Source organism: Streptomyces sp. NBC_00249 (assembly GCF_026342355.1).
Lineage (GTDB): Bacteria > Actinomycetota > Actinomycetes > Streptomycetales > Streptomycetaceae > Streptomyces.
Genome location: NZ_JAPEMV010000012.1, coordinates 181534 through 206251, shown reverse-complemented (window position 1 = coordinate 206251; position 24718 = coordinate 181534). Strand labels below are relative to the sequence as shown.

General features: G+C 75.0%; 2 protein-coding genes. Both read right to left on the bottom strand.

The features are described from left to right. Positions 1–3: 3 nt before the first annotated feature. Positions 4–10653 (bottom strand): type I polyketide synthase, encoded by a 10650-nt coding sequence (locus OOK31_RS37970; RefSeq protein WP_267090882.1) that lies wholly within the window; start codon positions 10651–10653, stop codon positions 4–6. A 60-nt stretch (positions 10654–10713) separates the two neighbouring features. Beyond that, positions 10714–24408: an SDR family NAD(P)-dependent oxidoreductase gene (locus tag OOK31_RS37965; protein ID WP_323188304.1), complete on the bottom strand. Its 13695-nt coding sequence runs from the start codon at positions 24406–24408 to the stop codon at positions 10714–10716. Positions 24409–24718 lie beyond the last annotated feature (310 nt).

Below are 24718 nucleotides of genomic sequence, written 5' to 3'. Positions count from 1 at the left end.
CCGTCAGTTCGCGGAACGGCCGAGCTGGTTGTCGATGAAGTCGAAGAGGTCGTCCGCAGAGGCGGATTCGATCGTTTCGGCCAGGTCCGGTCCTCCGGCCGGTCCCGCAGCCTCGTTCAGCCGGGACAGGATCGTCTGCAGGCGTACAGAGACGGTGGAGCGCGTCTGACTGTCCTCGGCGAGGGCGGCGAGCGCCGCCTCCAGCCGGTCCAGCTCCGCGAGCGCCGGCTCCTCGGCCGCCGCACCGTCCGGCGCGACCTCGCCGAGCACGTGCTCGGCCAGCGCCGTCGGGTTCGGGTGGTCGAAGACCACGGTCGCGGACAGCCGCACCCCCGTCGCGGCGTTGAGCCGGTTGCGCAGCTCCACCGCCGTCATCGAGTCGAAGCCCATCTCCTGGAAGGCGCGGTCGGCCTGCACCGCGTCCTGCCCGGTGTGGCCCAGGACCGTGGCCACCTCGGCCCGTACGAGGTCCAGCACCGCCTGCTGCTGCTCCAGCGGGGACAGCCCCGCCAGCCGCGTCGCGAGCAGTTCGACGGAACCCCCGCCGGACTGCGCCGCGCGCCGGTTCACCGCCCGCACCAGCGAGCGGAACACCGGCGGCACCAGACCGTGCGCCCGCATCGCGGACAGGTCGACCGGGAGCGCCACGACCGCCGAGGTGCTCATCGCCAGCGCCGAGTCGAAGAGCGCGGTGCCCTCCTGCGGCGAGACCGGCTTGAAGCCCTCGCGGCCGAACCGCTTGAGGTCGTTCTCGTCCAGACCGGCGTTGATCCCGTAGCTCAGGCCCCACAGGCCCCAGGCCAGGGAGGTCGCCGCGAGACCCAGGCCCGCCCGGTGGGCGGCGAGCCCGTCCAGGAAGGCGTTGGCCGCCGCGTAGTTGGACTGCCCGGGGCCGCCGATGACACCGACGCTGGAGGAGAACAGCACGAACGCCGTCAGCTCCAGGTCCTTCGTCAGCTCGTGCAGGTGCCAGGCCGCGTCCGCCTTCGGCCGCAGTACGGCGTCCAGGCTGTCCGGGCTCAGCGCCGCCACCAGACCGTTGTCGAGGACGCCCGCCGTGTGCACCACACCCTTCAGGGGGTGCTCCGCCGGGATCGCCGCCAGGACGGCCGCCAGGGCCTCCCGGTCGGACACGTCCACGGCCGCGAGGGTGACCTCCGCGCCCAGCGCGGTGAGTTCGGCGCGCAGCTCCCCGGCCCCGGGGGCCGCGTCGCCGCGACGCCCGGCCAGCACCAGGTGGCGTACGCCGTGCTCGGCGACCAGGTGCCGGGCGAACAGGCTGCCCAGCGCGCCGGTACCGCCGGTGACCAGCACCGTGCCCTCGGGGTCCCAGACCACGGTCCGCTCGCCCGAGTCGGCCTCGGTGAGCCGGCGCAGCCTCGGCAGCAGCACCTCACCGCCGCGCACCGCCGCCTGCGGCTCACCGGAGGCGAGCACCGCCGACAGGGCCGCGGCCGGGACGGGGCCGTCGCCCGGGTGGTCCAGGTCGACGAGTACGATCCGGTCCGGGGCCTCGGCCTGCGCCGAACGCAGCAGCCCCCACACGGTCGCCGAGGCGGGCTCGGGAACACCGGCCGGACCGGCGTCCACCGCGCCCCGGGTGACGACCACCAGACGGGTGGCCTCCAGCCGGTCGTCGGCCAGCCAGTCCTGGAGCAGGGCCAGCGCTCCGCGCGCGGCGGAGTGGGAGGCGCCCACCACGTCGGCGGCGCCGTCCGTGACGGCCCACACCAGGACGGCGTCCACGGCCGCCCCGGCCTCGGCCGCCTTCCCGACGGCCGCCACGTCCTCGAAGGCCGGGCCGTCGAAGCCGGCGGCGGCGTCACCGAGGACGCCCCAGCGGACCCGCTCGGCGGGCTCGGGCAGCGCGGTGGCCACCCAGTCCACCTGGAACAGCGGCCGGCTGCCGCCCTGCGACACGGTGAACTCGGTGTCCGGCACGTCCCGGAAGACGAGCCGGCCGACCGTGGCGACGGCCTGGTCCTGCGCGTCGGACAGCCGTACGGTCACGGCGCCCTCCGGGTCCCCGTCAAGCGGGGCGATCCGCACCCGCACCGCCGTGGCCCCGCTCGCGTGCAGCCGTACGTCCTGCCACCGCGCCGGGATCCGCGTCGTCCCCGCGGCCCCGGTGCCCCCGGCGGCGGCCACGGCCGCCTCCAGCAGCGCCGGGTGCAGCTCGTACGCGGCGGCGTCGGGCAGCAGTTCCTCCGGCAGCGCGAGCTCGGCGGCCTCACCGCCCAGGACGGCGGGCGCGGTCTGCGCGGTCTGCGCTGTCTGCGTATCGAAGACACCGGCGGCGTGCACCGTCCAGCGGGCCTCCGCCTCGTCGGCGCGGGTGTGCACCGTGAACGGCCGCCGGCCCGCCTCGTCCGCCGGGCCCACGCCCAGCTGGAGCTGGACGGCGCCCTGCTCGGGCAGCACCACGGGCTTGTCGAGGTCCAGCTCGGCGAGCCCGGCCAGACCCAGCTCGTCGGCCGCCCGTACGGCCAGCTCCACCAGGGCGGAGCCGGGCAGTACGGCCGAGTCGAAGACGGCGTGCTCGGCGAGCCACGGGTGGGTGCGCACCGACAGCCGGCTGGTGAAGAGCACCTGGTCGGCGCCCGCGATGGTGACCGCGGCGCCGAGCAGCGGGTGCCCGGTCGGGTTCAGTCCGTACCCGGCGTCCGCGGCGGCGCCCGAGCCCTTCAGCCAGAAGGCCTCGTGCTGGAAGGCGTACGTCGGCAGGGCCACCGGACGGGCGCCCGAACCGGCGAAGTACGCCGCCCAGTCGACGCGCACCCCCCGGCTGTGCAGCCGGCCGACGCCCGCGACGAGCGTCTCGCCCTCGGGCCGGCCCCGGCGCACCAGCGGCACGGCGGCCGCGGCGGACAGGGTGTCCTGGGCGAGGGCCGTCAGGACGGCGTCCGGGCCGACCTCCGCCACGGTGGTGACGCCCAGGGCCTCGAGAGCGGCGACCGCGTCGGCGAACCGGACCGCGCCGCGGACCTGGTCGGCCCAGTACTCCGCGGTGACCAGGTCGTCCCCGGCGGCCGGCCGGCCGGTGAGGGTGGAGACGACCGGGATCTTCGGCTGGTGGTAGGTGAGACCGGCCGCGACCGCCGTGAACTCCTTCAGCATCCCGTCCATGTGGGGAGAGTGGAAGGCGTGCGAGACGGTCAGCCGCTTCGTCTTGCGGCCCTGCGCCTGGAACCGCTCCGCCACGTGCAGCGCGGTGTCCTCGTCGCCGGAGACGACCACCGAGTTGGGGCCGTTGATCGCGGCGATGGCCAGCTCGCCCTCACGCCCGGCCAGCAGCGGGAGGACCTCCTCCTCGGTGGCCTGTACGGCGATCATGGCGCCGCCGGCCGGGAGGGCCTGCATGAGCTTCGCGCGGGCGGCCACGAGCTTGGCGGCGTCGGCGAGGTCGAGGACCCCGGCCACGTGGGCGGCGGCGAGTTCGCCGATGGAGTGTCCGGCGAGCTGGTCGGGCTTGATGCCCCAGGACTCGACGAGCCGGTAGAGGGCGACCTCGACGGCGAACAGCGCGGGCTGGGTGTTGCCCGTGTCGTCGAGGCCCTCACCGGAGGCGATGACCTCGCGGATGGGCCGGTCGAGGTGCTTGTCCAGTTCGGCGGCGACGGCGTCGAAGGCGGTGGCGTAGGCGGGGAAGGCGGCGTACAGCTCCTCGCCCATCCCGGCGCGCTGCGCGCCCTGGCCGGTGAACAGGAACGCCGTCTTCCCGGACGTACGGCTGTCACGGACCGCGTTCGGCGCCGAAGCACCCGAGGCCAGTACCTGCAGACCCGCCAGCAGCGCGTCCCGGTCGCCGCCCGCCACCACCGCACGGTGCTCGAACAGCGAACGGCCCGTGGCCAGCGTCAGACCCAGGTCCCGCGGGTCGGCCTCCGCACCCGACTCCAGCAGCCGCGCGGCCTGCGCCGTCACGGCCTGCGGGGTCTTCCCGGACAGCACCCACGGCACCACCGGCAGCGGCGCAGCCGGCTCCCGCGCCGGCTCGGGCCGGACCGCGGGCGCCTCGATGACCACGTGCGCGTTGGTCCCGCTGATGCCGAAGGAGGACACGCCCGCACGACGCGGACGCCCGTACTCCTCCCAGCCGCGCGCCTCGGTCAGCAGCGAGACGGCGCCCGCCTCCCAGTCGACGTGCCCGGACGGCGCGTCCACGTGCAGGGTCTGCGGCAGCACCTCGTGGCGCATGGCCTCGATCATCTTGATGACGCTGCCCACGCCGGCGGCGGCCTGCGTGTGCCCGATGTTCGACTTCAGCGAGCCCAGCCACAGCGGCCGGTCCGCCGGACGGTTCTGCCCGTACGTCGCCAGCAGCGCCTGCGCCTCGATCGGGTCGCCGAGGGTCGTCCCGGTGCCGTGCGCCTCGACCACGTCCACATCGGCCGGGCTCAGGCCCGCGTTGGCGAGGGCCTGGCGGATGACCCGCTCCTGCGAAGGGCCGTTCGGGGCGGTCAGGCCGTTGGAGGCACCGTCCTGGTTGATGGCCGAACCCCGGATCACGGCGAGCACGTTGTGCCCGTTGCGCTCGGCGTCCGAGAGCCGCTCCACCAGCAGCAGGCCCACACCCTCCGACCAGCCGGTGCCGTCGGAACCGGCGGCGAAGGGCTTGCAGCGGCCGTCGGGCGACAGACCGCGCTGCCGGGAGAACTCCACGAAGGTGGTCGGGCTCGACATCACCGTGACACCGCCCGCCAGCGCCAGGTCGCACTCACCGGAGCGCAGGGCGTTCGCCGCCATGTGCAGGGCGACGAGCGAGGAGGAGCAGGCCGTGTCGACGGTGACCGCCGGGCCCTCCAGACCGAGGGTGTACGAGACCCGGCCCGAGGCCACACTGCCCGCGTTGCCGCTGGCCAGGTAACCCTCCAGGTCCTCGGGGATGGTCGTGAGGGCGGAGCCGTAGTCGTGGTACATCACACCGGCGAACACACCGGTACGGCTGCCGCGCAGCGCCGCCGGGACCAGCCCCGCGTTCTCCACGGTCTCCCAGGCGGTCTCCAGCAGGAGCCGCTGCTGCGGGTCGGTGGCCAGCGCCTCGCGCGGGGACATCCCGAAGAACTCCGGGTCGAACAGGTCCGCGTCGTGCAGGAAGCCGCCGCCCTGGGCGTACGTGGTGCCCGTGTGGTCCGGGTCCGGGTGGTACAGGTTCTCCAGGTCCCAGCCGCGGTTCGACGGGAACGGGGTGATCGCGTCCGTGCCCTCGGAGACCAGCCGCCACAGGTCCGCCGGCGAGGAGACCCCGCCCGGGTAGCGGCAGGCCATGCCGACGATGGCGATCGGCTCCAGCGACGCCGAGTCGGCGGCCACCACCACGGGCGCCGCGCCCTGCTCGGCGCCGAACAGCTCGGACGACAGGTGTGCGGCCAGCGCGGCCGGGTTCGGGTAGTCGAAGACCAGCGTGCTCGGCAGCCGCATGCCCGTCGTGGAGTTGAGCTGGTTGCGCAGCTCCACCGCGGTCAGCGAGTCGAAGCCCAGCTCCTGGAAGGCGCGTTCGGCGTCGATGCTGCTGTGGTCGGAGTGCCCGAGCACCGCCGCCACCTGCGCCCGCACCAGGTCCGTCAGGGCCTGGTCCCGCTCGGCCGGGGACAGCCCGCCCAGCCGGTCGGCCAGCGAGGAGCCGCCGCCCGCCTGGCCGGAGGCCGCCGCCCGGCGCGGGGCGGCCGTGACCAGCCCGCGGAAGAGCAGGTGCGGGCCGTCGGCCTGCTTGCGCAGCGCGGCCGTGTTCAGCCGGGTCGCGGCGAGCACCGCCTCGCCCGTACCGGGAGCCGCGTCGAACAGGTCCATCGCGTCGGCGGAGGACAGCGGCAGCAGGCCGGTGCGCTCGATGCGCTTGAGGTCGGCCTCGTCGAGCTGCCCGCTGATGGTGGAGGCCTGCGCCCACAGGCCCCAGGCCAGCGAGGTGGCCGGCAGGCCACTGGCCTGGCGGTACTGGGCGAGGGCGTCGAGGAAGGTGTTGCCCGCCGCGTAGTTGGCCTGGCCGGCGTTGCCGATGAGGCCCGCGATGGACGAGTAGAGGACGAAGGCCGACAGGTCCAGGTCCTTGGTGAGCTCGTGCAGGTTCCAGGCCGCGTCCACCTTCGGCTGGAGTACCTTCTCCAGCCGCTCCGGGGTCAGCGAGGACAGCAGGCCGTCGTCCAGCACGCCGGCCGTGTGCACGACCGCGCCGAGCGGGCGCTCCGCCGGGATCGCGGCCAGCACCGCGGCGAGGGCCTCCCGGTCGGCGACGTCACAGGCGGCGACGGTGACCTGGGCGCCGAGCCCGGTCAGCTCCGCCTCCAGCTCGGCCGCGCCCGCCGCCTCGATGCCGCGGCGGCTGAGCAGCAGCAGGTGCCTGGCGCCGTGCTCGGTGACCAGGTGCCGGGCGAGTACGCCGCCCAGTGCGCCGGTCGCGCCGGTGATCAGGGTGGTGCCCTGGTCCCAGCGGGCCGTCCGGGCCTCGGGGTCCTGCGCGGTGCGGGCCAGGCGCGGCACCAGCAGCTCGGTGCCGCGCACCGCGACCTGCGGCTCGCCGGAGGCCACGGCGGCGACCGGCGGGGCGCCGTCGCCGTCGGCGTCCAGGTCGACCAGGACGATCCGGCCCGGGTTCTCGCTCTGCGCGACGCGCAGCAGACCCCAGGCGGCGGCGTGCGCCAGGTCGGTGACGGGAGCGCCGACGGTGGTGGCGAGGGCGCCCCGGGTCACCACCACGAGGGTGGAGTCGGCGAACCGGTCGTCCGCCAGCCAGGACTGGGCCGTGCCCAGCAGCTCCCGGACCGCGCCGTGCGTCAGGGCGGGCACCTCGGCGGAGTCCGCCGCACCCGTCGGGGCGAGGGCCAGCAGGACGGTGGCGGGCACGGACGGCGCCGAGGCCACCGCCTCGAGCGAGGCGTAGCCACGGGCGCCCTCGACGGTGAGATCCCCGACGACGGCCCACCCGGAGGTGTCCACCGCGGAGCCCGAAGCGGTCGACGCGTTCCAGGACACCTTGAACAGGCCGTCCCGGGCGGCGGAGTTCGCCTCGCGCAGCGCCTCCTTCGACAGCGGGCGCAGCAGCAGCGACTCCACGGTCGCCACCGGGGCTCCCGTACCGTCCGCCACCGTCAGCGAGGCCACCTCGGGGCCGGTCAGCGTGATCCGGACGCGCAGCGTGGCGGCGCCCGTGGCGTGCACGCTCACCCCGGACCAGGAGAACGGCAGCAGCGCCACCCGGTCGTCGTCGACGACGCCCGGCAGCAGCGGGTGCAGCGCCGAGTCCAGCAGCGCCGGGTGCAGCTGGAACCGGCCGGCGTCGGCGCGCTGGGCGTCGGGCAGGGTCAGTTCGGCGAAGATCTCGCCGTTGCCCTTCCAGGCGCGGCGCAGGCCCTGGAAGGCCGGGCCGTACGCGTAGTCCTGGGCGGCGAGCCGCTCGTAGACCCCGTCGAGGGAGACCTCGGTGGCCCCGGCCGGGGGCCAGACCATCAGGGCCTCACCGGTGGCGGTGTCGGAGGCGGGGGCCAGGACGCCCTTGGCGTTGAGGGTCCACGGGCGGGCCTCGGCGGGCGCGTCGGCCGCGTCCCCGTCGTGGCGCGAGTACACGTCGACGCTGCGCCGGCCCGAGCCGTCGGCGTCCCCGACGACCAGCTGGAGCTGGACGCCGCCCTGCGCGGGCAGCACCAGCGGCGCCGACAGGGTCAGCTCCTCGATCTGCGGGCAGCCCAGCTGTCCGCCCGCGAGGACGGCCAGCTCGACGAAGCCGGTACCGGGCAGCAGGACCGTGCCGAGGACGGCGTGGTCGGCGAGCCAGGGGTGCGAGCGCAGCGACAGCCGGCTGGTGAAGAGGGTCTGGTCGCCGTCGGCGAGGTCCAGGGTGGCGCCGAGGATCGGGTGGTCGGTCGCGCTCAGGCCCAGGCCCGTCGCGTCGGCGGCGGCCTCCGCGACGTCCAGCCAGTACCGCTCGCGCTGGAAGGCATACGTCGGCAGGTCCACGGCGGAGTCCGCCGGGCCGCCGAAGGCCCCGCCCCCGAAATACGCCGCCCAGTCGGCCTTCCCGGTCCGGGCGTGCAGCTGCCCGGCCGCGAGGACGGCCTGCTGCACTTCGGGCCGGCCCGCGCGCAGGGTGGCGAGGGCGGTTCCGGCGCCCTCGACGGAGCCCGCGGCCAGCGCGGTCAGGACGGCGTCCGGGCCGATCTCGGTGAAGGTGCTCGCGCCGAGGGTCTCCAGGGTGCGGACGGCGTGCGTGAAGCGGACGGCGCCGCGGACCTGGTCGGCCCAGTACTTCGCGGTGCGCAGGTCGTCCCCGGTGGCGAGTTCGCCGGTGAGGGTGGAGACGACGGGGATCTTCGGGGCGTGGTAGGTGAGACCGGCCGCGACCTCGGTGAACTCCTTCAGCATCCCGTCCATGTGGGGGGAGTGGAAGGCGTGCGAGACGGTGAGCCGCTTCGTCTTGCGGCCCAGTCCGGCGATCTTCGCGGCGACCTCGAGGGCCGCGTCCTCGTCGCCGGAGACGACGACCGAGTTGGGGCCGTTGATCGCGGCGATGGCCAGGCGGTCCGTCAGCCCGTCGAGGAGCGGGAGGACTTCCTCCTCGGTGGCCTGTACGGCGATCATGGCGCCGCCGGCCGGGAGGGCCTGCATGAGCTTCGCGCGGGCCGCGACGAGCTTGGCGGCGTCGGCGAGGTCGAGGACTCCGGCGACGTGGGCGGCGGCGAGTTCGCCGATGGAGTGTCCGGCGAGCTGGTCGGGCTTGATGCCCCAGGATTCGACGAGCCGGTAGAGGGCGACCTCGACGGCGAACAGCGCGGGCTGGGTGTTGCCCGTGTCGTCGAGGCCCTCACCGGAGGCGATGACCTCGCGGATGGGCCGGTCGAGGTGCTTGTCCAGTTCGGCGGCGACGGCGTCGAAGGCGGTGGCGTAGGCGGGGAAGGCGGCGTACAGCTCCTCGCCCATCCCCGCGCGCTGCGCGCCCTGGCCGGTGAACAGGAACGCCGTCTTCCCGGCGGTCTTCGCCCCCTGGGCCACGGCCGGCGAGGCCTCGCCCGAGGCCAGCGCCCGCAGACCCGCCAGCAGCGCGTCCCGGTCGCCGCCCGCCACCACCGCACGGTGGTCGAACAGCGCCCGCAGGCCGACCAGCGCACGGCCCACCCCGGCCAGGTCGAGGTCCGCACGGTCCTCGGCCCAGGCCAGCAGCCGCGCGGCCTGCGCCGTCACGGCCTCCGGGGTCTTCCCGGACAGCACCCACGGTACGAACGGCACCGCCGCCGGGGCCGGGGCCGCCTCGGCGGCCTCGCCCTCGGGCTCCTCGGCGGCCGGGGCCTGCTCGATGACCACGTGCGCGTTGGTGCCGCCGAAACCGAAGGAGGACACGCCCGCACGGCGCGGCGCCCCCGTCTCGGGCCACTGGCGGGCCTCCTGGAGCAGCGAGACGGCGCCCGCCTCCCAGTCGATCCGCGTCGAGGGCTCCTCGGCGTGCAGGGTCTTCGGCATGAACCCGTGCCGGATCGCCTGCACCATCTTGATGATGCCGCCGACGCCCGCCGCGGCCTGGCTGTGCCCGATGTTCGACTTGAGGGAGCCGAGGTACAGGGGCTGGTCCGCCGGACGGTCCTGGCCGTAGGTCGCCAGCAGGGCCTGCGCCTCGATCGGGTCGCCCAGCGAGGTGCCGGTGCCGTGCGCCTCGACCAGATCCACATCGGCCGTGGTCAGACCGGCGTTGGCGAGCGCCTGGCGGATGACCCGCTCCTGCGAGGGGCCGTTCGGGGCGGTCAGGCCGTTGGAGGCACCGTCCTGGTTGACGGCGGTGCCCCGGATCACCGCGAGGACCTGGTGACCGTTGCGCCGGGCGTCCGAGAGCCGCTCGACCAGCAGCAGGCCCACGCCCTCGGCCCAGCCCGTGCCGTCGGCGTGCTCGGAGAAGGACTTGCAGCGGCCGTCGGCCGACAGGCCGCGCAGCCGGGAGAACTCGATGAAGGCGGTCGGCGTCGACATGACGGCCGCGCCGCCGGCGAGCGCGAGGTCGCACTCACCGGCCCGCAGCGCGTTCGCCGCCATGTGCATGGCCACCAGCGAGGAGGAACAGGCCGTGTCCACGGTCACCGTCGGCCCCTCCAGACCGAAGGTGTACGCGAGACGGCCCGAGGCGATGGAGCCGGCGCTGCCGCTGAACAGGTAGCCCTCGTTGCCCTCGGCGGGCAGGCCCGACCGGGAGCCGTAGTCGTTGTACATCAGACCGGTGAAGACACCCGTACGGCTGCCGCGCAGCGAGGCCGGGTCGATCCCGGCCCGCTCGAAGGCCTCCCACGTGGTCTCCAGCAGCAGTCGCTGCTGGGGGTCCACGGCGAGGGCCTCGCGCGGCGACATCCCGAAGAACTCGGGGTCGAAACGGTCCGCCTCGTGCAGGAAGCCGCCCTCGGCGGTGTACGAGGTGCCCGCCGCGTCGGGGTCGGTGTCGTACAGCCGCTCCAGGTCCCAGCCACGGTTGACGGGGAAGCCGCTGACCGCGTCCACCCCGTCGGTGACCAGCTGCCAGAGGTCTTCGGGGGTGGCGACCCCGCCGGGGTACCGGCACGCCATCCCGACGATCGCGATGGGCTCCTGTGCCTTGTCCTCTACCTCGCGCAGACGCTTCTTCGCGTCCCGGGCATCGGCGATGGCCCGCTTGAGGTACTCCCGGAGTTCTTGCTCGTTCGCCACGTGATCTCAGCTCCCCGACGTGATGTGGCTGGGTATTGATGAATGGAGGGTTCGCACAGGTCAGTCCAGGTCGTCGAGGAGCGCGAACAGCTCCTCGTCGCTCGCCTCTTCCAGGTCGGCGTTGCCGTCCTCGGCCTTGGCACCGCTCGCCGTGTCGGCGATGTCCAGCAGCTCCCGCAGCCGGCCGGTGATCTGGTCGAAGGCCTCCCGGTCCGAAGAGGCCGCCTGGATGGCGGACTTCAGCTTGTCGAGGTCCGACAGGACCGGCGCCGCCGCCGACACGTCCTCCACCGTGATCTGCTGGCGCAGGTACGCGGCGAGCGCGGCCGGGTTCGGGTAGTCGAAGACGAGGGTGCTCGGCAGTCGCAGACCGGTCGCGGCGTTGAGCTGGTTGCGCAGCTCCACGGCGGTCAGCGAGTCGAAGCCCAGCTCCTGGAAGGCACGGTCGGCGTCGATGCCGCTGTGGTCGGCGTGACCGAGCACCGAGGCCACCTGGGCCCGTACGAGGTCCGTCAGCGCCGCGACGCGCTCCTCCTCCGGCAGGGCGCCGAGGCGCTCGGCGAAGGAGGGGCCGTCCGCCCCGGACTGTGCGCCGCCGCCCGCGACCGCCCGGCGCGGACCGGCCGGAGCCAGGTCCCGCAGCAGCGGCAGCAGCCGGTCGCCCTGCTTGCGCAGGGCCTCCACGGCGAGCCGGGTGACGGCCAGGACCGCATCGCCGGTGCCGGGGGCCGCGTCGAAGAGGTCCATCGCGTCGGCCGACGACAGCGGCAGCAGGCCGAGCCGGGCCAGGCGGCGCAGGTCCGCCTCCTCCAGCGAGCCGCTGATGGTGGAGGCCTGCGCCCACAGGCCCCAGGCGAGCGAGGTGGCCGGGAGGCCGTTCGCCTGGCGGTACTGGGCGAGGGCGTCGAGGAAGGTGTTGCCCGCCGCGTAGTTGGCCTGGCCGGCGTTGCCGATCAGACCGGCGATCGAGGAGTAGAGGACGAAGGCCGACAGGTCCAGGTCCTTGGTGAGCTCGTGCAGGTTCCAGGCCGCGTCCACCTTCGGCAGCAGCACCTGCTCCAGGCGCTCCGGCGTCAGGTCCGACAGGACGGTGTCGTCCAGCACACCGGCCGTGTGGACCACCCCGGTCAGCGGCTGCTCCGCGGGGATCGCCGCCAGCACCCCGGCCAGGGACTCCCGGTCCGTCACGTCGCAGGCGGCGACGGTCACGGCCGCGCCGAGCGCCGTGAGCTCCGCACGCAGCTCCTCGGCACCCGGGGCGTCCAGGCCGCGGCGGCTGAGCAGCAGCAGGTGCCTGGCGCCGTGTTCGGTGACCAGGTGCCGGGCGAGTACGCCGCCCAGTGCGCCGGTCGCGCCGGTGATCAGGGTGGTGCCCTGGTCCCAGCGGGCCGTGCGGGCCTCGGGGTCCTGCGCGGTGCGGGCCAGGCGCGGCACCAGCAGCTCGCCGCCGCGCACCGCGAGCTGCGGCTCGCCGGAGGCCAGGACCGAGCCGGGCAGCGTGGCGGCGCCGTCGGCGTCTACGTCGACCAGGACGATCCGGCCCGGGTTCTCCGTCTGCGCCACGCGCAGCAGGCCCCAGACACCGGCGTGCGCCAGGTCGGTGACGGGCTCCCCGCCGGTGGCGATGGCACCCCGGGTCACCACCACGAGGGTGGAGTCCTCGAAGCGCTCGTCGGCCAGCCAGGCCTGCGCCGTCGCGAGGGCCTCGCGCAGCGCCTGCCGCGCGGCCCCGGCGACCTCACCGGTGACGGCGGCCGGAGCCAGCACCACCGTGGCGGGCACGTTCTCCGCCGAGGCCACCTCCTCCAGCGAGGCGTACGCACGGCCGCCCTCAACCGTGACGTCCCCGACGACGGCCCACCCGGAGCCCGCCACAGTCGTACCCGTCACCGAAGAGCCCGTCGGCAGCGCGTTCCAGGCGACCTTGAACAGGCCGTCCCGGGCCGTCGACGCGGCCTCGCGCAGCGCCTCCTTCGACACCGGCCGCAGCAGCAGCGACTCCACGGTCGCCACCGGGGCGCCGCTGCCGTCCGCCACCGTCAGCGCGGCCTGCAGGGTGTCCGAGTCCCGCCCGGACAGCGCGAGCCGCACCCGCAGGACCTGGGCGCCCACCGCGTGGACGCTCACCCCGGACCAGGAGAACGGCAGCCGTGCCAGGCCCGAGTCGAAGGCCACGCCCGGCAGCAGCGGGTGCAGGGCCGCGTCCAGCAGCGCCGGGTGCAGCAGGAAACTGCCCGCCTCGGCGCGCTGGGCGTCGGGCAGCCGCACCTCGGCGAGGATCTCGTCCTCGCCCACCGTCCACAGCCGCGACAGGCCCTGGAAGGCCGGCCCGTAGGAGTAGCCCTGCAGCTCCAGGCGCTCGTACGCCCCGTCCAGGGAGACCTCCGTGGCCCCGGCCGGCGGCCACACCGTCAGCGCCTCACCGGGCTCACCGGCGGGCGAGAGGGAACCGTTCGCGTTCAGGGTCCACGGCCGGTCGGTGGCCACGTCCCCGTCGTCGGGCCGGGAGAACACCTCGACGGTGCGGCGGCCCGCGCCGTCGGCCTCGCCGACGACCACCTGGACCTGGACACCGCCCTGCTCGGGCAGCACCAGCGGCGCCGACAGCATCAGCTCCTCGACCCGCTCCACGCCGAGCTGCTCGCCCGCCCGGGCCGCCAGCTCCACCAGACCGGTACCGGGCACCAGCACCGTGCCGTGCACGGCGTGCTCGGTCAGCCAGGCGTGCGTACGGCGCGACAGGCGGCCCGTGAACAGGTACTCGTCACGGTGCGCCGAACCGACCGCCGCACCCAGCAGCGGGTGACCGGTCGCCGCCAGACCCAGCCCGGCCGCGTCGGCCGGCGTCCGCGGGTCCTCCAGCCAGTACCGCTCGTGCTGGAAGGCGTACGTCGGCAGGGCGACGGTCCGCCCGCCCGGGAACAGCTTGGCGAAGTCCGGCCGGGCACCGCGCATCCGCAGTACGGCCATCGCCCCGGCCACCGTCTCCGCCTCGGGCCGGTCCCGGCGCAGGGCCGGGGCGAGCGCGCCCGCCTCCTGCTCCAGGGAACCCTGGGCGAGGGCGGTGAGGACCCCGTCCGGGCCCAGCTCCAGGAAGTCGGTGACGCCCTGCGCCTCCAGGTAGCGGACCCCGTCGGCGAAGCGCACGGCCTCCCGGATGTGGGTGGCCCAGTACTCCGGCGAGGTCAGCTGCTCCTCGGTGGCCAGGGTGCCGGTGACGTTGGAGACCACCGGGATGCGCGGTGCGCGGAAGTTCAGACCCGAGGCGACCTCGCGGAACTCCTCCAGCACCTCGTCCATGTGCGGGGAGTGGAAGGCGTGCGAGACCGGCAGCCGCTTGGTGCGCGCACCCTTCGCGCGGAAGGCGTCGCACAGCTCGTCCACGACGTCCGCGTCACCCGAGATCACCATGGAGGTGGGGCCGTTGACCCCGGCGATGGCGACCTTGTCGCCGTACGGGGCGAGCGCGGCGCGCACCTCCTCCTCGGTGGCCTGGACCGCGGCCATCGCCCCGCCCTCACGGGCGGCCTGCATCAGCCGGCCGCGCTCGGCGACCAGGCAGCAGGCGTCGCCCAGTTCGAGGACGCCCGCCAGGTAGGCGGCGGTGACCTCGCCGATGGAGTGGCCCAGCAGGTAGTCCGGGGTGAAGCCGTGGTGCTCGAACAGCCGGTACAGGGCCACCTCGATGGCGAACAGCGCGGCCTGCGTGAAGGAGGTCTGGTCGATCAGCGCCGAGTCCGCCGAGTGCTCGGGGGCGAACAGCACCTCCTTGATCGGCCGGGCCAGTTCGGCGTCGAAGCGGGCGCAGATCTCGTCCAGCGCCTTCGCGAACACCGGGTTCGAGGCGTACAGCTCACGGCCCATGCCCAGGCGCTGGCTGCCCTGCCCGGTGAAGAGGAACGCCGTCTTGCCGGGCCGCGCCGAGCGGCCCCGTACGACGTTGCTCGCGGACTCGCCGTGCGCCAGCGACGACAGGCCCCGGATCAGGGACTCCCGGTCGCCGCCGACGACGGCCGCGCTGTGCTCCAGTACCGCGCGGCCCGTCGCCAGCGAGAAGCCGATGTCGGTCGCGGACAGCGCCGGGTTGTCCAGGACGAACCGGTGCAGCCGGGCCGCCTGGGCCTGGACGGCCTTCTCGTCCTTGCCGGACACCAGCCACGGCAGCACCGCACCGGCGGGCTGCGCCTCGGGGGCGGGCTTGCGGGCGGCGGGGGCGGCCGGGGGCTGCTCGAGGATGACGTGGGCGTTGGTGCCGCTGATGCCGAAGGAGGACACGCCCGCACGGCGCGGCCGGCCCTGCTCGGGCCAGGCGGTCTCCTCGGTCAGCAGCGTCAGCGCGCCCGCGTCCCAGTCCACGTGCGGGGACGGCCGGTCCACGTGCAGGGTGCGCGGCAGGGTGCCGTGGCGCATGGCCTCGATCATCTTGATGACGCCGCCGACACCGGCCGCCGCCTGGCTGTGCCCGATGTTCGACTTGAGGGAGCCCAGGTACAGGGGCTGGTCCTCGGGCCGGTCCTGGCCGTAGGTGGCCAGCAGGGCCTGCGCCTCGATGGGGTCGCCGAGGGTGGTGCCGGTGCCGTGCGCCTCGACCGCGTCCACGTCCGCCGGGTTCAGACCGGCGTTGGCCAGGGCCTGGCGGATGACCCGCTCCTGGGCCGGGCCGTTGGGGGCGGTGAGGCCGTTGGAGGCGCCGTCCTGGTTGACGGCGGTGCCCCGGATCACGGCCAGGATCTGGTGGCCGTTGCGCTTGGCGTCGGAGAGCCGCTCCACGAGGAGCAGGCCGACGCCCTCGCTCCAGCCGGTGCCGTCCGCGCTCGCCGAGAAGGACTTGCAGCGGCCGTCGGGGGACAGGCCCCGCTGGCGGGAGAACTCCACGAAGGTGTGCGGGCTGTTCATCACCGTGACACCGCCCGCGAGCGCGAGGTCGCACTCGCCGGAGCGCAGCGCGTTCGCCGCGAGGTGCATGGCCACCAGAGAGGAGGAGCAGGCCGTGTCGACGGTGAGCGACGGGCCCTCCAGGCCGTACGTGTACGACAGCCGGCCGGAGATGACGCTGGACAGGTTGCCCGCGAGCAGGAAGCCCTCGAACTCCTCCGGCGTCGAGCTCAGCCGGGACGCGTAGTCGTCGTACATCGCGCCCGTGAACACACCGGTGTTGGTGCCGCGCACCAGCGCCGGGTCGATGCCCGCGCTCTCGAAGGTCTCCCACGCCGTCTCCAGCAGCAGGCGCTGCTGGGGGTCGGTCGCGGTCGCCTCGCGCGGGGAGATCCCGAAGAACTCCCGGTCGAAGAGGTCCGCCTCGTGCAGGAAGCCGCCCTCACGGACGTACGAGGTGCCCGTGCGCTCCGGGTCCGGGTCGTAGAGGCCGTCCAGGTCCCAGCCGCGGTTGACCGGGAAGCCGGTCACCGCGTCGACCCCGTCGGCGACGAGCCGCCACAGGTCCTGCGGGGAGCTGACCCCGCCCGGGAAGCGGCAGGCCATGCCGACGATGGCGATCGGCTCGTCCGTGGCGCCCTTGGCGCGCGCCTTGACGGCCTTGGCCGGGGCGCCGCCCGCGTCCGCGGAGACCTTCGACAGGACGTACGCCGCCAGCGCGCCCGGGGTCGGGTGGTCGAAGACCGCCGTCGCCGGGAGCCGCAGACCGGTGGCCGCGCCGAGCCGGTTGCGCAGGTCCACGCCGGCCATCGAGTCGAAGCCGATGTCGCTGAAGGCCCGCTGCGGGTCGATGGAGGTGGCGCCCGCGTGGCCGAGCACCGAGGCCACGGTGGAGCGTACGAGGTCCAGTACGGCTTCCCCGCGCTTGTCCTCGGCGAGACCGGCGATCTGCCGGATCCAGCCCGACTCGCCGGCGGCGCCCGCGCCGGCCTGTGCGGCGCGGCGGGTACGGGTACGGACCAGGCCCCGGTAGAGGGCGGGCGGCAGTTCGGCCGCGCCGCGGAACCGGGCGAGGTTCAGCCCCACCGGCACCAGCAGCGGGCGTACGCCCTCCACCGCCGCATCGAACAGGGCCAGGCCCTGCTCCGGGGTGAGCGGGGTCATGCCCGCCCGGTCCCAGCGGGCCAGGTCGGCCTCGGTGAGGCCGGCGCCCATGCCGTGGCTGCTGTCCCACAGGCCCCAGGCCAGCGAGGTCGCCGCCAGGCCGGAGGCGCGGCGGTGGGCCGCGAGGGCGTCCAGGTAGGTGTTGGCGGCCGCGTAGTTGGCCTGTCCGGCGGTGCCGGTGAGACCGGACACCGACGAGAACAGCACGAAGGCCTTCAGCGGCAGCGCACGGGTCAGCTCGTGCAGGTTCCAGGCCGCGTCCACCTTCGGGCGCAGCACCGCGGACACCTGCTCCGGGGTGAGGGACTCCACCGTCGCGTCGTCCAGCACGCCGGCCGTGTGCACCACGGCCGTCAGCGGGTGCGCCGGGTCCACGGCCGCCAGCAGCTCCGCCACCGACGCCCGGTCGGCGGCGTCGGCCGCGACCACGCGGACCTCGGCGCCCAGGGCGGAGAGTTCGGCGGCGAGGGTGTCCGCGCCCGGGGTGGCCGGGCCGCGCCGGCTGGAGAGCAGCAGGTGCCGCACCCCGTGCCGGGTGACCAGGTGGCGGGCGAACAGCGCGCCCAGGCCGCCGGTACCACCGGTGACCAGGACGGTGCCCTCGGAGCCGAGGACCGGCTCCGCCGGGGCGGGTTCCGCGGCCGCGCGGGCGAGCCGGGGGGCGTACAGCTCGCCCGCGCGGACCGCGAGCTGGGGCTCGCCGGAGGCGAGCGCGGCGGCCAGGACCGTGTCGGGCGTCCCGTCCTCGGCGTCGACCAGCACGAGCCGGTCGGGGTGCTCGGACTGCACCGAGCGCACCAGACCCCAGACGGGGGCGGCGTCCAGGTCGGCGACGTCCTCGCCGTCCCGCGCGGCCACCGCGCCGGTGGTGACGAACACCAGCCGGGAGTCGGCGAACCGCTCGTCCGCCAGCCACTCCTTGACCAGGGCCAGCGCCTTCAGGGTCGTCAGGTGCGCACCCTCGACGGTGGAACCGGCCGCACCGGACAGGCGTACGAGGACGTCCTTGCCGGCCTCGGCGGCGGCCAGGTCCCCGGCCGTCTCGGACCAGTCGGCTTCCGCGCCCTCGGCGGCGGCCACGGCCGTCCAGTCCACCGCGTACAGCGAGTCGTGCCCGCCCTCGGCGGCGGAGGCGGAGGTGAGCTGCTCCTTGGCGACGGGGCGCAGGGTCAGCGCCTCGACCTCCGCGACGGGCGCGCCCGCCGCGTCGGCCAGGGTCAGCCGGTAGGTGTCGGTGCCGGTCGGGGAGATCCGTACGCGCAGCTCGGCGGCGCCCGCCGCGTGCAGGGAGATGCCCGCCCAGGCGAACGGCAGCCGGATCCGGTCGCCGTCCGCCGGGTCGGCGGCGTCCAGCACCAGCGGGTGCAGGACGGAGTCGAAGAGCGCGGGGTGCACCCCGAAGCGGGCGGCGCTCTCGCGGTGCTCCTCCGGCAGCCGGACCTCGGCGTACAGGTCGCGGCCGTCGCGCCACAGTGCGCTCAGCCCCTGGAAGGCGGGGCCGTACGCGTACCCGAGCCCGGCGAGGCGCTCGTACACGCCGTCCAGCGGCTCGGCCTCCGCGCCGGCCGGCGGCCAGGCGGTGAGCTCGCCGTCCGCGTCCGGGGCGGTGGCCTCGGCGAGGGCGCCCGTCGCGTGCCGGGTCCACGGCTGCGCCTGGTCCTCGCCGGTGTCGGGGCGGGCGTGGATGGAGAACGGGCGGACACCGGAGGCGTCCGGGGCGCCCACCGCCACCTGCACGCGGACCGGCTCACGGCCCGTCAGGGCGAGCGGGGCCTCCAGGGTCAGCTCCTCGACGCGGGTGGCGCCGAGGTGGTCGCCGGCGGCGACGGCCAGCTCCAGGAAGCCGGTGGCCGGCACCAGCACGGTCGTGCCGATGGTGTGGTCGGTCATCCACGGGTGGGCGCCGACCGAGATCCGGCTGGTGAACAGGGCGTCCTCGCGGTCCGCGAACTCCACGGTGGTGGACAGCAGCGGGTGGTCGGAGGCATCCAGGCCCAGGCTGCGGGCGTCGGTCGGGACGGTCGGCGAGAGCCAGTACAGCTCCCGCTGGAAGGCGTACGTCGGAAGCTCGGCCGGGACGGCGCCCGGGAAGAACGTCGCCGCGTCCAGGGAGGCGCCGGCGGTGTGGGCGCGGGCGAGGCCCGTGGTGAAGGTCTCCGCCTCGGGGCGTCCGGCGCGCAGCAGCGGCACGGCCACGACGGCCGCGTCCTCCAGGGCGCCCTGGGCCAGCGCGGTCAGCACCGCGTCGGGGCCGACCTCGACGAGGACGGTCGCGCCCTGCGCGGCCAGCTCCAGGGTGGCGTCGAGGAAGCGGACGGCGGCCCGGATCTGGCCCGCCCAGTAGTCGGGGGAGGTCAGTTCGGCGTCCGTGGCGATCTTGCCGGTGACGGTGGAGACCACCGGGACCGTGGGCGCCGAGAAGGTCAGCGAGGCCGCGACCTCGCGGAACTCGTCCAGGATCTCCGCCATGTGCGGGGAGTGGAAGGCGTGCGAGACGGTGAGGCGCTTCGTCTTGCGGCCCTGCTCCCGCCAGTGCGCGGCGATCTCCTCGGCGACGGACTCGTCGCCCGAGATCACCACGGAGGCCGGGCCGTTGACGGCCGCGACCGACACCGCGTCCTCGTGGCCGGCGAGGGAGGCGGCGATCTCCGCCTCCGTGCCCTGCACGGCGATCATCGCGCCGCCGGAGCGGGCCGACTGCATCAGCCGGCCGCGCGCGGCCACCAGCCGGGCGGCGTCCTCCAGGGTCAGCACCCCGGCCGCGTGCGCGGCGGACAGCTCGCCGATCGAGTGCCCGGCCAGCAGGTCCGGGGTGACCCCGTGGTGCTCCAGCAGCCGGAAGAGGGCCACCTCGACGGCGAACAGCGCGGGCTGGGTGTACGTGGTCTCGTCCAGCAGGGCCGCCTCGGGGCTGCCCTCCGCGGCGAAGACCACCTCGCGCAGCGGCCGCTCCAGGTGGGCGTCGAGCGCGGCGAACACCGCGTCGAGCGCCTCGGCGAAGACGGGGTGGCGCTCGTACAGCTCACGGCCCATGCCCAGGCGCTGGGCGCCCTGGCCGGTGAAGAGGAACGCGGTGCGCCCGGCTCCCGCGGCGCTGCCGGTGACCACCGACGGCGAGGCGGCACCGGCGGCCAGCGCGTCGAGCCCGGCCAGCAGCGCGGCCCGGTCCTCCGCGAGGACGACGGCCCGCTCCTCGAAGGAGGTACGGGTACGGGCCAGCGCCCGCCCGACGGCGGCCGGGTCGGCGTCCGCGGCCAGCTCCCGCAGCCGCCCGGCCTGGGCGCGCAGCGCCTCGGGGGTACGGGCCGACAGCGGCCAGGGGGCGGGCAGCGCGGGGGCCGCCGGTTCCTCGGCCGGGGCCGGGGCGGCCTGCTCGGGGGCCTGCTCGATGACGACGTGGGCGTTGGTGCCGCTGATCCCGAAGGAGGAGACGGCGGCGCGGCGCGGCCGGCCCGTCTCGGGCCAGGACCGCTCCTCGGTCAGCAGCTCCACGGAGCCCGCCGACCAGTCGATGTGCGGGGACGGCTGCTCGGCGTGCAGGGTGCGGGGCAGCACCCCGTGCCGGATCGCCTCGACCATCTTGATGACACCGCCGACGCCGGCGGCGGCCTGGGCGTGCCCGATGTTCGACTTGAGGGAGCCGAGGAAGACCGGGGAGCCGCCCTCGCGGGCGCTGCCGTAGGTGGCCATGACGGCCTCGGCCTCGATCGGGTCGCCCAGCTTGGTGCCGGTGCCGTGCGCCTCGACCGCGTCGACCTCGGTGGTGTCCAGGCCGGAGTCGGCGAGGGCCTGGCGGATGACGCGCTGCTGGGCGAGGCCGCTGGGGGCGGTCAGGCCGTTGGAGGCGCCGTCCTGGTTGATGGCGGAGCCGCGCAGTACCGCGAGGACCTGGTGGCCGTTGCGCTCGGCGTCGGAGAGCCGCTCCACGAGGAGCAGGCCGACGCCCTCCGCCCAGCCGGTGCCGTCCGCGTCCGCCGAGAAGGACTTGCAGCGGCCGTCGGGGGCGAGCCCGCGCTGACGGGAGAACTCGACGAACATGCCGGGGGAGGACATGACCGTCGCCCCGCCCGCCAGCGCGAGGTTGGTCTCGCCCGACCGCAGCGAGCGGATCGCCAGGTGCAGGGCGACGAGGGACGAGGAGCAGGCCGTGTCGGTGGTCACCGCCGGGCCGAGCAGGCCCAGCTGGTAGGCGATCCGGCCCGACATCACGCTGGTGGTGCTGCCGGTCAGGATCGAGCCCTGGACGCTCTCCGGGGCCTCGTACATGCGCGGCCCGTACTCCAGGGCCGTCGCGCCGACGAACACGCCGGTCCGGGTGCCGTGCAGGTCCCCGGGGCGGATCCCGGAACGCTCGACGGCCTCCCAGGCGGTCTCCAGCAGCAGCCGCTGCTGCGGGTCCATGGCGAGGGCCTCGCGCGGGGAGATCCCGAAGAAGGCGGCGTCGAACTCGCCCGCGTCGTGCAGGAAGCCACCGCGGCGCACGGCGGACTTGCCGGGCCGGTCGGGGTCGGCGTCGTAGAGGTCCTCGGGCCAGCCGCGGTTCTCGGGGAAGCCGGAGACGGCGTCACCGCCCGCCGCGACCAGGTCCCACAGCTCGGCGGGGGAGGAGATGCCGCCCGGGAAGCGACAGGCCATGCCGACGATCGCGATGGGCTCGTCGGCGTCGGCGCCGGGACGCCGGGTGAACTCCTCGGCGTCCTCGGCCGCGCCCAGCAGCTCGGCCTCCACGAACTCGGTCAGCGCCTGCGGGGTCGGGTGGTCGAACAGCAGCCCGCCGGGCAGCCGCAGACCCGTCGCCTCGGCCAGCGCCTTGCGCAGCTCGGTGGTCATCATCGAGCTGAAGCCGAGCTTCTGGAACGGGGTGCGCTGCTCCAGCGCCTCGCCCGGCCCGTACTCCAGGATCGCGGTGACGTGCGAGGTCACCAGTTCCGAGACCACGCGCCGGCGCTCGGCCTGCGACAGGCCCGCCAGACGCCGGCCCAGCTCGCCGCGCGGGGTGGCGGCCGGGGAGTCCGGGGCGTCCACGGAGTCGGCGGCGGCCGCCAGGGCCGGGGCCTCCTTGCGGGCGGCGGCGTCGAACCAGTACCGGCGGCGCTGGAAGGCGTACGTGGGCAGGGTGACGCTCCGTACGCCGGAACCCTCGTGGCCGAGGCCCTGGTACAGGGCGCTCCAGCCGAGGTCGGCGCCCGCCGTGAAGGCGGTGGCGACGGCCGTGAGCAGGCTCTGCACCTCGGGGCGGCCCGCGCGCAGGGCGGGGGTGCCTTCGGTGAGGGCGCTGAGGACGGCGTCGGGGCCGATCTCCAGGAAGACGGTCGCGCCGAGCTCGGCCAGGGACTTCGCGGCGTCGGCGAACCGGACGGCGCCGCGGACCTGGTCGGTCCAGTAGCAGGGGGTGCGCAGTTCGTCCCCGGTGGCGGGCTTGCCCGTGAGGGTGGAGACGACGGGGATGCGCGGCTCGGCGTAGGTCAGCTCCTTGGCGACCTTGTGGAACTCCTTCAGCATCCCGTCCATGTGGGGGGAGTGGAAGGCGTGCGAGACGCTCAGGCGCTTGGTCTTGCGGCCCAGCGCGGCGATCCGCAGCGCCACGTCGACGGCCGCGTCCTCGTCGCCGGAGATGACGACGGAGGTCGGGCCGTTGATCGCGGCGATGGCCAGGCGGTCCGTCAGGCCTTCGAGGAGCGGGAGGACTTCCTCCTCGGTGGCCTGTACGGCGATCATGGCGCCGCCGGTCGGCAGGGCCTGCATCAGCTTCGCCCGGGCCGCCACCAGCCTGGCGGCGTCGGCGAGGCCGAGGATCCCGGCGACGTGGGCGGCGGCCAGCTCACCGATGGAGTGCCCGGCCACGTGGTCCGGGGTGATCCCCCAGGACTCGACCAGCCGGTAGAGGGCGACCTCGACGGCGAACAGGGCGGGCTGCGTGTTGCCCGTGTCGTCCAGGCCCTCGCCCGAGGCGATGACCTCCCACAGCGGGCGCTCCAGCAGCGGGTCCAGCTCGGCGGCGACGGCGTCGAAGGCCTCCGCGAACACCGGGAAGGCGGCGTACAGCTCCTGGCCCATGCCCTGGCGCTGGGCGCCCTGGCCGGTGAACAGGAACGCGGTGGTGCCGGTGGCGGGCTCGCCGCGCACCACACCGGCGCCCGGCCGGCCCTCGGCCAGCGCCCGCAGCCCCTCGACCAGCGCCTCGCGGCCCGAGCCGATCACGACGGCGCGCCGCTCGAAGGCGGTACGGGTGGTCGCCAGCGCGAGGCCGGTGTCGGCCAGGCCCGGGGCGCCCTCCGCCGCGGCGAACTCCGCCAGCCGGGCGGCCTGCGCGCGCAGCGCCTCGTCGGAGCGGGCCGACAGCGCCCAGGGCAGGACGGCGGGCTCCTCCGAAGGCGTGACGGGCGCGGCCGCCGGGGCCTCGGAGACCACGACGTGGGCGTTGGTGCCGCCCATGCCGAAGGAGCTGACGCCCGCGACGAGCGGCCGCTCGGGGTGCGGCCACGCCGAGTGCTCGCTCTGCACAGCCAGACCCAGTTCGGCGAGCGGGATGGCCGGGTTCGGGGTCTCGAAGTTGAGGCTCGCCGGCAGCTCGCGGTGGGAGATCGCCAGCAGGGTCTTGATCAGGCCCGCGATGCCCGCGGCGCCCTCCAGGTGCCCGATGTTCGTCTTGACGGAGCCCACGCGCAGCGGCTCCTCCCCGGCCCGGTCCGCGCCGAGCGCGGCGCCCAGGGCGGCGGCCTCGATGGGGTCGCCGACGGGCGTGCCGGTGCCGTGGAGCTCCACGTACTGGACCCGCTCGGCGGGGCCGAGCGCGGCCCGCTCGTGGGCCAGGCGCAGCACCTGCTCCTGCGCGGCCGGGCTGGGCACGGTCAGGCCGGCGGTGGTGCCGTCGTTGTTGACGGCGCTGGCGCGGATGACGCCGTAGACGCGGTCGCCGTCGGCGAGGGCCCGCTCCAGGGGCTTGAGGACCAGGACTCCGGCGCCCTCACCGGGGACGAAGCCGTTGGCGCGGGCGTCGAAGGTGTAGGTGACGCCGTCCGGGGAGAGCGCGCCGAACCGTTCCTCCGTGGTGGCGTTCTCCGTCAGCAGGTTCAGGTTCACACCCGCCGCGAGGGCCGTCGTCGACTCCCCGTTGCGCAGGCTCTCGCACGCCAGGTGCACCGCGACCAGCGAGGACGACTGCGCCGAGTCCACGGTCAGGCTCGGCCCCGTCAGACCCAGGTAGTACGAGACCCGGTTCGCGATGACACCGCGGTTCACGCCGGTCATCGTGTGCTGGGTGATGGCCTCCGTGCCGTACTGGTACAGCAGGTTGGTCCAGTCGTCGCGCAGCGTGCCGACGAACACCGAGGTCCGGCTGCCGCGCAGGGCCTCCGGGACGATGCCCGCGTCCTCCAGGGCCTCCCAGGCCAGCTCCAGGACCAGGCGCTGCTGCGGGTCCATCGCCGCCGCCTCGCGCGGCGAGATGCCGAAGAAACGGGCGTCGAAGAGGTCGACCCCGTCCAGGAACGCACCGCGCCCCGGGCCGTCGCCCGGGGCCCCGGAGCCGTCCTCCGGCACGCCCCACCGGCCCGGCGGGACCTCGGCGACAGCGCTGGCACCGCTCCGCAGGAGCTCCCAGAACGCGGCCGGGCCATCGGCTCCGGGAAGCCGGCAGGACAGCCCCACGACAGCGATCTGCTCCGCCTTCTCGGTGCGCGCCCCGGCTGCTACAGGATTCTGCTCACTGGTCACCACGCTCGGCTGCCCTTTCCTGGGTTTACTGCGCCTGGGTTTACTGCTGCGCCTGGATTCACTGCGACGATTCACTGCGACTTTCCAGCGGCCCCGGCTCCGTCACCTGCTACGACCGGTCGCGGAGTTCCTTATCAGGCCTCGAAAATCTAGTCCCCCACAGGCTAGTAAAGGCAGGTTCGCAAACAGTCATGGACCGGTAACTCAAGTCGCTGGAACGCCTGATGAGCGGCCCATTGCCGAACAATGAGCGGCCGGTGGAACGCATACGGATACCTTCGTTGCGGGCTTACGCGATTCAAATGGCCGC